The organism is bacterium (assembly GCA_027622355.1).
GTDB lineage: Bacteria > UBA8248 > UBA8248 > UBA8248 > UBA8248 > JAQBZT01.
Genome location: JAQBZT010000051.1, coordinates 1 through 12,754, shown reverse-complemented (window position 1 = coordinate 12,754; position 12,754 = coordinate 1). Strand labels below are relative to the sequence as shown.

The 12,754-nt window shown below is 64.4% G+C and carries 14 protein-coding genes and 1 other RNA gene; 3 read left to right on the top strand and 12 right to left on the bottom strand.

Annotation, left to right across the window (positions count from 1 at the left end; translation table 11 throughout):
• Both O2807_04825 and O2807_04820 read left to right on the top strand, forming a co-directional pair.
• A partial coding sequence (locus tag O2807_04825; protein ID MDA0999828.1) for a TolC family protein occupies window positions 1–716 on the top strand: 716 nt, incomplete at its 5' end.
• A gap of 26 nt (window positions 717–742) precedes the next feature.
• Entirely contained in the window at window positions 743–1,342 is a 600-nt protein-coding gene (locus tag O2807_04820; GenBank protein MDA0999827.1) for an ABC transporter substrate-binding protein, read from the top strand.
• Here O2807_04820 and O2807_04815 read toward each other — a convergent pair.
• The 5 genes from O2807_04815 to O2807_04795 all read right to left on the bottom strand — a co-directional run bounded on the left by O2807_04815 (window position 1,278) and on the right by O2807_04795 (window position 7,629).
• Window positions 1,278–1,658: a hypothetical protein gene (locus tag O2807_04815; protein MDA0999826.1), complete on the bottom strand. Its 381-nt coding sequence runs from the start codon at window positions 1,656–1,658 to the stop codon at window positions 1,278–1,280. The genes O2807_04820 and O2807_04815 overlap by 65 nt on opposite strands.
• 14 nt (window positions 1,659–1,672) lie before the next feature.
• Window positions 1,673–2,854: an MFS transporter gene (locus O2807_04810; protein ID MDA0999825.1), complete on the bottom strand. Its 1,182-nt coding sequence runs from the start codon at window positions 2,852–2,854 to the stop codon at window positions 1,673–1,675.
• 62 nt (window positions 2,855–2,916) lie between these two features.
• Window positions 2,917–5,571 (bottom strand): alanine--tRNA ligase, encoded by a 2,655-nt coding sequence (gene alaS, locus O2807_04805; protein MDA0999824.1) that lies wholly within the window; start codon window positions 5,569–5,571, stop codon window positions 2,917–2,919.
• Window positions 5,568–6,035 (bottom strand): hypothetical protein, encoded by a 468-nt coding sequence (locus O2807_04800; protein ID MDA0999823.1) that lies wholly within the window; start codon window positions 6,033–6,035, stop codon window positions 5,568–5,570. The genes alaS and O2807_04800 overlap by 4 nt, the downstream gene beginning before the upstream one ends.
• Entirely contained in the window at window positions 6,004–7,629 is a 1,626-nt protein-coding gene (locus O2807_04795) for a methylmalonyl-CoA mutase family protein (protein MDA0999822.1), read from the bottom strand. The genes O2807_04800 and O2807_04795 overlap by 32 nt, the downstream gene beginning before the upstream one ends.
• Before the next feature lie 185 nt (window positions 7,630–7,814).
• On the opposite strand from O2807_04795, the gene O2807_04790 reads away from it, so the two are divergent.
• Entirely contained in the window at window positions 7,815–8,426 is a 612-nt protein-coding gene (locus O2807_04790; protein MDA0999821.1) for an LON peptidase substrate-binding domain-containing protein, read from the top strand.
• Here O2807_04790 and O2807_04785 read toward each other — a convergent pair.
• The 7 genes from O2807_04785 to O2807_04755 form a co-directional block, all read right to left on the bottom strand.
• On the bottom strand, window positions 8,423–9,223 hold the full coding sequence (locus O2807_04785; protein ID MDA0999820.1) for a TIGR00282 family metallophosphoesterase: 801 nt from the start codon (window positions 9,221–9,223) through the stop codon (window positions 8,423–8,425). The genes O2807_04790 and O2807_04785 overlap by 4 nt on opposite strands.
• Window positions 9,224–9,229: 6 nt before the next feature.
• Window positions 9,230–10,813: a ribonuclease Y gene (gene rny, locus O2807_04780; protein MDA0999819.1), complete on the bottom strand. Its 1,584-nt coding sequence runs from the start codon at window positions 10,811–10,813 to the stop codon at window positions 9,230–9,232.
• On the bottom strand, window positions 10,810–11,436 hold the full coding sequence (locus tag O2807_04775; GenBank protein ID MDA0999818.1) for a 5-formyltetrahydrofolate cyclo-ligase: 627 nt from the start codon (window positions 11,434–11,436) through the stop codon (window positions 10,810–10,812). The genes rny and O2807_04775 overlap by 4 nt, the downstream gene beginning before the upstream one ends.
• 91 nt (window positions 11,437–11,527) lie before the next feature.
• Window positions 11,528–11,712: non-coding RNA, 6S RNA (ssrS, locus tag O2807_04770), on the bottom strand.
• Window positions 11,713–11,793: 81 nt separating this feature from the next.
• The gene (locus O2807_04765; GenBank protein ID MDA0999817.1) at window positions 11,794–12,078 is read right to left on the bottom strand and encodes a cell division protein ZapA; all 285 of its coding nucleotides are present in this window, start codon (window positions 12,076–12,078) and stop codon (window positions 11,794–11,796) included.
• Window positions 12,079–12,124: 46 nt separating this feature from the next.
• Window positions 12,125–12,382, bottom strand: a complete 258-nt coding sequence (gene zapB, locus O2807_04760) for a cell division protein ZapB (protein MDA0999816.1) — start codon at window positions 12,380–12,382, stop codon at window positions 12,125–12,127.
• 92 nt (window positions 12,383–12,474) lie between these two features.
• On the bottom strand, window positions 12,475–12,754 hold a 280-nt coding region (locus O2807_04755), incomplete at its 5' end, for a phenylalanine--tRNA ligase subunit beta (GenBank protein MDA0999815.1).

The following is a 12,754-nucleotide window of genomic DNA, read 5'->3' as shown; positions in this document are numbered from 1 at the left end:
CGGAGAAGAACGCCATCCTCGCCCGCGAGGCGCTGCGCTTTGCGGCCGGCCTCACGCCCGGAACCCGAGTGGAGGTCGCCGATCGCCGTATCCGACCCATCGCCACCCCCCTCCAGCAGCTCCCCATCTATCAGGAGATGAGCCTGCGCCTTCGCCCCGAAATCGAGCAGGTCGAAGCGGGCATCCGTGCCAGACGCGCCCTGGTCAAGGTGGAGCGGAGCAGGTACTGGCCCCAGATCTTCGCTGCCGTCTTCGGCTCGGTCGCCAACGCCGACAACCGCACCACCATCCGCAACCCGTTCGTGTTCGACAATTTCAACCATGAGTTCATCACGGCGGTCGCTGGCTTCAAGTGGTCCCTCAACTTCGGCATCACGAAGGGGCGGGTCGCCGAGGCGCGGGCCGAGGTGCAAAAACTTGAGTACACGCGCGAGCGGGCACGCAAGGGCATTCCCGTCCAGGTCCAGAAGGCTTTTCTCGAAGTGATGGAAGCGCGGAAAAACATTATCGTGACGGAAAAGTCATATCGCGCCGGGAAAAAATGGATGATATCGGCGGTGGCCAACTTCGATCTGGGCATCGGCTCGCCGAAGGACATCTTCGAGGCGCTGGGCCAATACGTCAAAATGCGCGTGGCGAACCTGCAGTCCATCTACAACCACAACCTCAGCTTCGCCCGGCTGGAGAGCGCGTCCGGGAGCCTGGCCCCGCGCTGATGCTGAAAAGGGAAGGAGAGATACAAATGTCTTTCATCCGCGGGGTGGCCGTCATGCTTCTTGCGGCCCTTCTCCTGGCACCGCTCGCCGCCTCGGCGGGAGAGCCGACGAAGCAATTGCGCGCCACCGTCCAGGACGTGCTGGCCGTCATCCGGGACCCGGCCTACCAGGGCGACCGGAAAAAAGACGAACGCCGCGCCAAGCTGCGGCGCCTGGTGGCCGGCCGCTTCGACTTCACCGAAATGTCCCGCCGCTCGCTGGCCAAGGAATGGAGAAAGCGCTCGGAGGAGGAGAAAAGGGAATTCATCTCTCTCTTCAGCTTCTTGATGGAAAGAAGCTACCTCTCAAAAATAGAAGCCTACACGGACGAGGAAATCCAGTACCGGAGAGAGAAAATCGACGAGGAGCTGGCCAGCGTCGAAACGGTGATCCTTACGAAGAAGCGGCAGGAAATTCCCATCCATTACCGCCTCATCAAGAACGGCACCGAATGGCGCGTCTACGACGTCATCATCGAGGGGGTCAGTCTCGTCAACAACTACCGCCAGCAGTTCCGTTCCGTCATCCGGAAGACTTCCTACGGCGACCTCTTGAAAAAACTCCGGGCCAAGCGAGACGAGGGCTAGCCGGGTCTCCCGGCGCAGGAGGCCTTCCCGGCAGTTGCGGGAGCGGATACGTTTTCGCCACCTCGCGGTGATCGCGCATCCCCATCGCCTCGCGCTGGACGATCAAGTAGTAGCGCAGCCGTTCGGCCTCATCGAGGGCGGCGTTGAGCTCACCCCCCAGGCGCTCCGCGGCGGCCACGCTTTGGTCGAAACCCTCCTTGAGCTCCCACACCTTCCGGCAGCTGCGCTCGAACCGCTCGCCCAGCCTCCCCAGGGTGCTCGCCATCTCCTCGGCGATGTCCCGCTCCACGCGAAGCGGCTCAAACCCACCCGCCATCCCCGCTCCTCCCGCTATGCCCGGCGCTCGTCCAGCCGCGGCAGGCCGAAGGAGAGCGCCGCCGAAGCGGCCCCCATGATCAGGCAAACGGCGGGAAACGCAACCGCCAGCCCCGCCAGATCCGCGAGCGCGCCGACCGCCACCATGAACATGCTCGAGACGAACCACAAAACGCCCAGCATGAAGCCCGTCACCAGCGCGGCGTGCTCCGGCAGAAGCTCCTGCGCGTAGGTGACCGAAACCCCCATCGGGGCGTAGAGCGCCGCCCCCGACAGAATCAGAAAAACCGTCTGCCAGGGCTCGGGGAAGAGAAACATCAGCGCAAGAGCGGGCAGGCTCGCCAGCATCCCACCGAGCACCACCTCGCGCCGCCCGAAGCGATCCGAAAGATGGCCGCCGAAAATGCCGCCGGCCGCCGCCGCGAAAAGAAAGATCGTCACCCCCCGGCCGCCCGCCGCGATGGAGCCTCCCCCCCGGACGACATAGAGCGGGAGAAAGGTGCCCACCGTCATCGTGACGATCGTCCGCGTCAGGTTGACCAGCCAAAGCACCCCCAGCGGCCGGATGGTGTGCCGCAGCGCCCCCAACGTGGCGCTGAAACTCGGAACGGCCGCCGGATTCTGCACCGCAACATCCGGAGCCATTAAGATGAGCGGAAGACCCACGGCGATGCCCAGAAGCGCCCCGAGGGGAACCCCCGCCATCCCCCACCTCGTCACGATGAAGGTCGCGACGGCCGCCCCGATGCCCACCCCGAGCCGGCCGCCCGCGATGTAAATCGAAACGCCGAGCCCCTTGCGCCCCCCCGAGGCCTGATTCGCCGTCACCGAAGCCAGCGGATGGAAAATCGCCGAACCCAGCCCGGCGATGAAGAAAAGCGCCAGTAGGGTGTAGTAGTTCGGCATGTAGACCATCAGCCCCACCAGCGCGCCGCCGAGCGGGCCCGCCGCGATGAGCCACCCCTTCCGGAAGCGATCGAGGAAGTAGCCGAAAAGGGGCTGAATCAGCGCCCCCGAGATCGAAAACATCATCGAGAGCAGGCCCGCGAGCGCCAGCGAAATGTCGAACTGAACAACGAGGAGGGGTAGCAGGGGGGGTAGAAATCCGAAATAGGCATCGTTCGCAATGTGCCCCACGATGAGAAGGGAGAGCACACGCTTTTTCATGCGATCGGGATACGCCGAAAGGGTCGTCAAAAAAGTGTCCGTGCCTTTCCGTGGAAAACGGGAGCGGGCCGCCCCCGGGAGGAGTCATTCGCCTACTTCATTTTTTCAATCAGACCGGGGACGGCGGCGAGGGCCTCGTCCACTTTCTCGACATCGCGCCCGCCGGCCTGGGCGAAATCGGGACGTCCGCCACCCTTGCCGCCGACGATCGCGGCCACATCCCGCACGAGATGGCCCGCATGTACTTGACCCGTCAGGTCTTTCGTCACGCCCGCGGCGATGGCGACCTTCCCGTCGGTCACCGAGATTAAAACGGCGACCCCGCTCTTGAGCTTTCCCTTGGCCGCATCGATCAGCCCCCGCAGGGCGCCCGCCTCCTGGCCGTCCACCCGGGCGGTGATGACCTTGAGGCCCGCGACCTCCTTCGCCTGGGCTGCCAGATCGCCCACCTCATCGCGCGCGCCCCGCTCCTTCAGATCGCGCACCTCGCGCTCGAGCACCCGCACCCGATCGAGCAGCCGCCTGACCCGGTCGGCCTCCTCGAGCGGCGGCGCCTTGGTCAGCTCGCCCACCTCGGCGAGGGCCTGCTGTTCCTGGCGGACTTGCGCGAGGGCACTCCGGCCGGTCAGCCCCTCGATCCGCCGCACCCCCGCGGCGACGCTCCCCTCGTGCAGGATGCGGAAGAGTCCGATATCGCCCGCCGCCCCCGCGTGGGTGCCCCCGCAAAGCTCCTTGCTGAAGTCCCCTACTGAAACGACGCGGACCTCCTCGCCGTAGCGCTCCCCGAAGAGCGCCGTCGCGCCCGCGGCCACGGCATCGTCCAGCGCCATCACCTCAGTGGAGACGGCGGCGTTTTCGCGGATGCGCGCGTTCACGATGTCCTCGATGCGATCGCGCTCGCTGCCGGTGAGCGGGGCAAAGTGCGTGTAGTCGAAGCGGAGCCGCTCGGGCGCGAGATGGGAGCCCGCCTGTTTGACGTGATCGCCGAGCACCTGTCTGAGCGCATACTGCAGCAAATGGGTGGCGGTGTGGTTCAGCCGCAGGGCGCCGCGCCGCTCGCCATCCACCTGGGCGGTGACCTTCACGCCCGCCCCGAGGATTCCCTCCTGCACCCGGACGCGGTGGGAAAATATCTCGGGGAGCGGCTTCTGGGTGTCGAGCACCTCGGCCGCGCCGCCCTCCCAGGTCAATCTGCCGCGATCGCCTTCCTGGCCGCCCGATTCGCCGTAAAAGGGGGTGCGATCGAGCACCACCTCGGCCTCATCGCCCGCGGCGGCGCTTTCCACCCGCTCCCCGCCTTTCACGATGGCAAGCACCCCGGCCCCGGCCTCCAGCTCCATGTAGCCGAGAAACGCCGTCCCGCCACGCTCCTCGCGTACCTCGCGCCAGAGGGGGGAGACCGCCTCCTCGCCCGATCCCTTCCAATGGGCACGGGCGCGCTCGCGCTGCTGCAACATGGCGGCGTCGAAGCCTGCGCGGCCGATCGTCAGATCATGAAAAGCGGCGGTCTCAAACGCCAGATCCCATGGATAACCGTAGGTGTCCTGGAGGACGAACACCTCCTGGCCGGAGATCTCCTTTTTCCCCGCCGCCCGGGTCTCGGCCGCCAGCGCGTCCATCCGGGGTTGGCCCTGGGCGAGGGTGTGGGCGAAGCGCTCCTCCTCGGCCTGGGTGACGCGGGCGATGTAGGTGAGGTTCTCCCGCAGCTCGGGGAAGGCATCGCCCATCATGTCGGCCACGACGCCGGCCGCCTGGAAGAGGAAGGGATCCTCGATGCCGAGCATCTTTCCGTGCCGCATGGCGCGCCGGGAGATCTGGCGGAGGACGTAGCCGCGCCCCTCGTTGCTGGGCAGCACCCCGTCGGCCACGAGGAAGCACACCGCCCGGATGTGATCGGCAATGACGCGGAAGGAGACATCCCGTTCGGTGCCGGCATCGCCGCGCGCCTTCGCGGTGTAGTCGGCCCCGCAGCGATCCTCCACAAAACGAATGACCGGCATGAGCAGATCGGTGTGGTAGTTGCTCACCTCTCCCTGGACGATGGCCGCCAGGCGCTCGAGCCCCATGCCGGTATCGACCGAGGGCCGGGGAAGCGGATTCATCTCGCCGGAAGCATCCCGGTTGAACTGCATGAAGACGAGGTTCCAGATTTCGAGGAAGCGGTCGCCCTCCTCATCGGGACTCCCCGGCGGGCCGCCCGCGATGTGATCGCCCTGATCGTAGATCAGCTCCGAGCACGGGCCGCAGGGGCCGGTATCGCCCATCGCCCAAAAATTGTCCTTCTCCCCCATCCGGATGATGCGCTCGGCCGGAACACCGATCTTCCGGTTCCACAGCTCGGCCGCCTCATCGTCCTCGCGGAAGACGGTGATCCACATCCGGTCCCCGTCGAGGCCCATCCGGTCCACCAGAAACTCCCAGGCGAATTCGACGGCTTTTCCCTTGAAATAATCGCCGAAGGAGAAATTGCCGAGCATTTCGAAAAAGGTGTGGTGGCGGGCGGTGCGACCCACGTTTTCGAGATCGTTGTGCTTGCCGCTCACCCGGAGGCACTTCTGGCTGCTGGTCGCGCGCGCATAACTGCGCTTTTCGAGCCCCGTGAAAACGTCCTTGAACTGCACCATCCCGGCATTCGTGAAGAGGAGCGTCGGATCGTTCTGGGGAACCAGGAGGGAGCTGCGCACCGGCTGGTGCTCCTTCTCCCGGAAATAATCGAGAAATTTCTTCCGAATCTCGTTGCCCGTCATTTCGGCTCCTTGCCGGATTTCTTTCCGCCGGTTCTTTCCGCGTCTTTGGGGCGGGGCAGAATCTCAAGGCTCTCCACGCTCACCCGCTCGCCGCCCAGCTCGATCACCCGCTCGCTCCGGCGGTAGATGATCTTCTCCTGAAAGGGGCCGCCGGTTTCGAACACCTCATCCCGCGCCCGGAGAACATTCTTGCGCTGGCCGGGGGCCAGAGGACGCCGGAGGAGGCCGATGCACACCCCTTCCCCCCGCGGGCGGGCGGAGCGCAGCGCCCATCCGCGAAGTACAAAGGGATACCCTTTTCCCTCCAGGTACTCAACCCGCAAGCCCCCCGCCGTCCGCTCGACCCGGATGCCGCCCGAGAGGCTGCAGAACTGAAGGCGCTCGCCGCCCGCCCCGAGCAGAAGGGCGCCCGAGAGGACCAGAAGCGCCCCCCTAGATAACGGCCCTCTCTTGATAGAGACCAAAGACGTCCCGCATCGCATCGGCGATCTCACCCACCGTGGCCCGGCGGCGGACGGCCTCCAGGATATGGGGAAGCAAATTATCCGGCCCGCGCGCCGCGCGCCGCAATGTATCAAGACAATCTGAAACGTCGCCGCCATTTCGCCCTCCCCGCAGGGCGGCGAGGCGCTCGGCCTGCTCCTTCTCGACCCCGGGGCGGACCTGGAGGGTGGGAATGACGGAATCCTCCCCTTCCTCGAAGGCGTTGACGCCGACCACCTTGATTTTTTTCTCTTCCATCGCCCGCTGGTAGGCGTAGGCGCTGTCCTGAATGATGCCCTGGACCCATCCCTGATCGATGGCCTGGAGCATCCCCCCGATCTCGTCAATGCGATCGATGATCTCCCGGGCCCCTTGCTCGATCTCATCGGTCAGCGCCTCGATGGCCCAGGCGCCGCCGCAGGGGTCCACCGTATTCGCCACGCCCGTTTCCTCGGCGATGATCTGCTGGGTGCGAAGCGCGAGGCGAACCGCTTCTTCCGTGGGCAGGGAGAGGGCCTCGTCCATCGAGTTGGTGTGCAGGGATTGGGCGCCGCCCAGAACGGCCGCCATCGCCTGGAACGCCACCCGGACGGCGTTGTTCCGCGGCTGTTGGGCGGTGAGGGAACTGCCCGCCGTCTGGGCATGGAAGCGGAGCATCTGCGCCCGCTCGGTCTTGGCCCCGAACCGATCGCGCATGATCCGGGCCCAGAGCCGGCGCGCCGCCCGGAACTTGGCGATCTCCTCGAGAAAATCGTTGTGCACATTTAAAAAAAACGAAAGCTGGCCGCCGATCTCATCCACATCGAGTCCCCGGCGTACCGCCTCGTTCACGTAGACGATGCCGTTCGCCAGGGTGAAGGCCACCTCCTGCACGGCGGTCGAGCCCGCCTCGCGGATGTGGTAGCCGCTGATCGAAATGGCGTTCCACTTCGGGATGCGCTCGCGGCAAAAGGCGATGGTGTCGGTGATGAGGCGGAGGCTCGGGCCGGGCGGGTAGATATAGGTGCCGCGCGCGATGTACTCCTTCAGGATGTCGTTCTGCACCGTTCCGCGGAGCGCCTCGGGCGGGATCCCGCCCTCCTCCGCCACCGCCACGTAGAGACAAAGGAGGGTCGCCGCCGTGGCGTTGATGGTCATGGAGGTGGAAATCTTGTCGAGGGGGATTCCCTCGAAGAGGATCTCCATGTCCTCGATCGAGCAGATGGAAACCCCCACCTTGCCCACCTCCCCCTGCGCGAGGGGGTGGTCGGCGTCGTAGCCGATCTGGGTGGGAAGGTCGAAGGCGACGGAGATACCCGCCTGCCCCCGATCGAGGAGATAGCGGTAGCGCGCGTTGCTCTCGCGGGCGCTGCCGAAGCCGGCGTACTGGCGCATCGTCCACAGACGGCCGCGGTACATGTCCGGCCGCACCCCCCGGGTGAAGGGGAACCGTCCCGGCGCACCGATGCCTTCCTCGAAATGGCCCGGCGGAAAATCGCCCGGGCCGTAGACGGGCTTGAGGGGGATCCCGGAGAGGGTTTTCACCTCCTCCCGGGCATCGCCGGGGAGCACTTCTGGCTTCGGGGACCTGGGCAAGCGGCTCACCTCCTGCACGGGCGCGCCGCCGAAGAAGAAAAGCAGGCGCGCAGTCGATCTCGGGGCCGGAACTGTGGGAGTGCCCTTGAAAAATACCATACCCCCAACATCCGCCGCCAGCTTACCCGGCAAAGCGTTTTCCCCGGAGCATTTGAAACATAAGGAGTTCACGGTATGATTCCGGTATGTCCTCTCAATCCATGCGCCTCTTTCCGCTCCAGGTGGTGCTTCTCCCGGGGGAGCCGCTGCCCCTCCACATATTCGAGGAGCGCTACAAACTCATGATCCGCGAGTGCATTGATGGGGATTTTCCCTTCGGGATCACCCTGGCCGACGCGCGGGGCCTTCGAAATGTGGGCTGTACGGCCAAGATCGTTCAGGTCATCGAGAAATATCCCGACGGCAAGATGAACATCCTGGTGCAGGGCGATCGGCGCTTTCGAATCCTGAGCACCACAGAGGATCGCGCCTACCCCTTCGGAGAGGTGGAATTTCTGGAGGACGACGCCGGGGCGCCGCCCGCTCCCGATCTGATAGCGGAGCTTCTCGAACTGTTCGCCGAAAAAAAAAAGAAAATCCTCCAGATTCCGGATGAGATTCGGAACCATCCGACGCGCTTGTCTTTCATCATCGGGGCGGCCATTGAAATGCCGCTCGAGAGAAAGCAGACCTTCCTCGAGATCGCTTCCCTCACCGAGCGCTTCCAGTTCCTCATCGGCGAGCTGAAAAATCTCGAACATCGCCGGGAGGAAATTGTCCGCGAACAGTACAAGGCCGAGAGAAACGGACACCCCTAGGAAGCGCTTTCCTCCGCGCTCTCCTCGCGAAAGGCAATCCGCTCGATGGAGAGGGCCCGGCCCGATGTCTCGTCAACTTCCATCACCGCGCCATTGAACTGGGCGGGGCCCGTGGCCACCTCGAAGCGGTGCGGCACCCCGCTGAGGAACCGCTTGAGGGCAAGCTGGGCCTTGATGCCGATCACCGAATCGGCCGGTCCCGTCATTCCCGCATCGGAGAGATAGGCGCATCCTTTCGGCAGGACGCGCTCATCCGCGGTTTGGACATGGGTGTGCGTGCCGATGAGGGCGCTCACCCGGCCGTCGAGGTACCATCCCATGGCCACTTTTTCGCTCGTCGCCTCGGCGTGCAGATCGATGAAAACGATGCGGACCTCCGGCGCCAGCGCCTCGAGGATATGGTCGGCCTCGCGGAAAGGACAGTTGACGGGCGGCATGAACACCCGGCCCATGAGATTGACGACTGCCACCGGTCCCGAGGCGGTTTCGGCCACGAACAGCCCCCGGCCGGGGGTTCCGTCGGGGTAATTGGCGGGCCGCAGGAGGCGCACCTCCCGCGAGAGGAGCTCGGAGGCTTCCCTGCGGTTCCAGATGTGATTTCCGGTGGTGATGACGTCGGCGCCCGCCGAGAAAAATTCCTCGACGTTCTCCTCGCTGATGCCGAACCCGCCGGCGGCGTTCTCGCCGTTGAGGATGCAGAGATCGGCCGCGTGTTTCTCAATCAGGCCGGGGAGATGGTTCTTCACCACCCGGCGGCCCGGCCGTCCGTTGACGTCTCCGACAAAGAGAATTTTCAAGGCAGATCAGCGCGCCGTCGCCGTGTGGCGCGTCTCCCGGATGACCGTCACCAGGATTTCCCCGGGATAGGTACGCTCGGTCTCGATCCGCTTGGCGATATCACGCGCCAGGAAGGTGGCCTGCGCATCGCTGATCTCATCGGGCAAGACGGCCACGCGAATCTCGCGGCCCGCCTGAATCGCAAAGCACTTCTCGACCCCCTTGAAGGACTCTCCGATCTTCTCGAGCGCCTCGAGGCGCTTGATGTAGCTTTCGACCATCTCGCGCCGGGCGCCGGGGCGGGCGGCCGAAAGCGTATCGGAAGCCTTGACGAGGAGCGATTCGATGCAGTTGGGCTCCTCGTCCTCATGGTGGGAGAGAATGGCGTTCAGCACCTCGGGAGGCTCGTTGTATTTCCGTGCGAGATCGTAGCCGATCTGGACGTGGGAACCCTCAATCTCGTGGGTGGCCGCCTTGCCGATGTCGTGGAGAAGCCCGGCGCGCTTCGCCAAGGTGTTGTCCATCCTCAGCTCGGAGGCCATCATGCCGCACAAGTGGGCCACCTCGATCGAGTGCTTGAGAACGTTCTGGCTGTAGCTGGTGCGGTAGCGCATCCTGCCGAGGAGAAAAATCAGGTCGGGATGAATCATTCCCTCCAGGCCCAGCTCGAAGGCGGCCTGCTCGCCGGCCTCCTTGATCCGCGCATCGAGCTCGCTCTTGGTCTTCCTGACGACTTCCTCGATGCGGCCCGGATGAATGCGGCCGTCCTGAACGAGCGCTTCGAGGGCGAGGCGGGCCGTCTCGCGGCGCACCTTGTCGAAGCCCGAAACGACTACCGCCTCGGGGGTGTCGTCAATGATAATGTCCACCCCCGTGGCCATCTCCAGGGCGCGGATGTTCCGCCCCTCGCGGCCGATGATCCGGCCCTTCATCTCGTCGCTGGGCAGAGCCACGACGCTGACGGTGGATTCGGCCACGTGCTCGGAGGCATAACGCTCCACCGAGAGCGCCACCATCTGCCGGGCGTCGCGCTCGACGTTTTCCTTCGCTTTCTTCTCCATCCGCTGCACATCGGCCGCGATGTCCAACCGCGACTCTTCCATGAAGCGCTCCTTGAGCTCATGCTTCGCCGTCTCGGCGCTCATCCCGGCGATTTCCTCGAGCTTGCGCAGCTCCTGTGACTGCAGCTCCTTGATGCGGCTCTCCTCCTGGCGAACGTTCTCCGCCCGGAGGGAGAGCTCCCCCTCGCGGCGCTCGACCGAAAGTTCCTTCGTATCGAGGCTCTGGCGCCGCTTATCGAGCGTCTCCTCGCGCTGGAGGAGGCGCTCTTCGATCTTCTGGATCTCATCCACACGGGACTGGTTCTGGCGCTCAACCTCCTCGCGGTGGCGAAGCATCTCGTCCTTGTGGCTGAGCTCGGCCTCGCGAATCCGCCGCTCGACCTCTTTTCCGGAAGAAGCCTCGAGCTGGCGGACCCGTTCTTCAAACTCGCCCCGGGCTCTCTCGATCTCGCCTTCGGATTTCTTCCGGCCCAAAATCATCACAACCATCGAACCGGCCGCAGCACCCAACGCCGCCGCGACAAGCCCGAGCAATAGCATCGTCGTCATTTCTCACTCCTAGAGTATGTAAACGGCAGGCACCGAACCGCCTCCCGGTCAGTAAGCACCCAGTTCATCAAGACATCCCCGGCGTGCAGGGGGAGTCTTTCACCCCAGGTGAGCTGAAAGCCAAAGCCCACCCCAATCATGGCCGGCGGCGCATTCAGCCCCCCCAAAAAGCGGTCGTAGAAGCCCGCCCCTTGGCCCAGCCGACCGCCAAACAGATCGAAGGCCAGGCCCGGGGCCACCACAGCATCTAGCGCGGAAGGATCTGAAGGAGGAGCATCGTCCGGCGGGGCGGGAATGCCAAAGGCATCTGGCCGGAGTTCCTGACGAGGGTCCCGCACCCGGTGAAAGGTGAGGCTGTCTCCCGATACACGGGGGAAAAAATACACCCGCCCGGCAGAGGAAACCCCTTTCCACAAGGAGGAAAGATCGGCTTCACCCCTGACCGCCCAGTACACTCCCACTCTGCGGACATTGAGACTGGCGAGAAGCACATCCAGCCGCCGGCACAGGCACTGGCTCAGGATTTCATGCCGTTCCGGGGAAAGAGACTCGCGAAGCTCCCGCATCCTGCGGCGCCAAGCCTCTTTCTCCTCGCCGGGGTCCGCCCTCGAGGCGTCCTTCAAGTTCCGCCTCCGCGGCCTCGCCCCCTACGGGCAGAGAGCGCCGTCCTCCGGTCCCTGCCTCTCATCGAGACAAGGACCGGAGGAACAACTAAAAAGCCCCGCTTTAATGCCGTGTGCAGAGAGCATATGTACCCAGCTTTCGCCAGGTGGGCGTCCATTCCGCAGCTTCAGGCCGATCCCCACAAAGCAGAGTGGCTCACCACCGCGGGGAAGAACTCCCGTTTTATTGGTACTGGGTCAAGATGCATAACTGCATCACGCACACCGCAGGGCAAAATCCTACCGCTGGCTCCTATTATGCCACCAAAGCATCTTTTTTAGATACACAGAATAAGCCCCGAAACGGGGCAGAAAAAACTAGAGGGACTGTTCGAGCTTTTGAATCAGTAGGTTGGCGCGCTCCTCCAGAGCGGCAGCCTCGGCCTCGCGGCTCCTCCGCTCCTCGAAAACCTCGTTGGCAATGTTCATCGAGGCCAGGATCACCACCTTGATGGGATCGTTGCTCTGGCGGGAGACCTTGCGGATCTGCTCGTCCACATAGGCCGCGAGACGGGAGGCGTACTCCGGATCGGCATCGCTCTTGAGCCGCAAGATGTGCCCGAAAATATCCACCTCGACCTTCTGTTGGTCCTGTTGATCCATTTCCCATCCTCCGCCATTTCGGGGCGCTGGGTGCGCCCAGGGGATCCTACTCGGGAATATGGCTCAGAATCCGCTCGACCCGGGAACGCACCTCGCCCTGCTCCTGCTGCAGGCGGCTGTTCTCTTCCCGGAGGCGGTTCAACTCACTTTCCCGGCCACGGAGTCCCTCCTCCGCAGACTGCGCCTGCGAACGGGCTTGGGCCAACTGACTCTCCAACTCCTGGCGCGAGCGCCGAAGCTCGGTGAGTTCATCGAGAACCTTGGACAAGGAGGATTCAAGCGCATCTAGCTTATCTAAGACCATGGTGGCCGCTTTTCCCGTCGGGCGCGAAGAGAAATGAAAGGGCGTTAAAGAGAAATTCTAGGTATCACCTGCCGAGGTGTCAAGGAAACCGCTCAAGCCCGAAGGCGGGCGCCGAGGCGCTCCTTGAGCAGGGAGAGGATGTCGGAGAAGGCCGCATTCACTTCGGCATCGGTGAGGGTGCGCGCCGGGAGCCGGAAAACCAAAGAGTAGGCAAGGCTTTTCTCCCCGGCGGCGGCCATCTCCTTGCCCTGATAAATATCGAACAGGCGGACCGATTCAAGCAGGTCGCCCCCCCCCTCGCGGAGGGCTTTCTCCACCTCCTCGTGCAGCGTTTCCGCCCGGACCCCGACCGCCAGATCGCGGAGGGTCGCC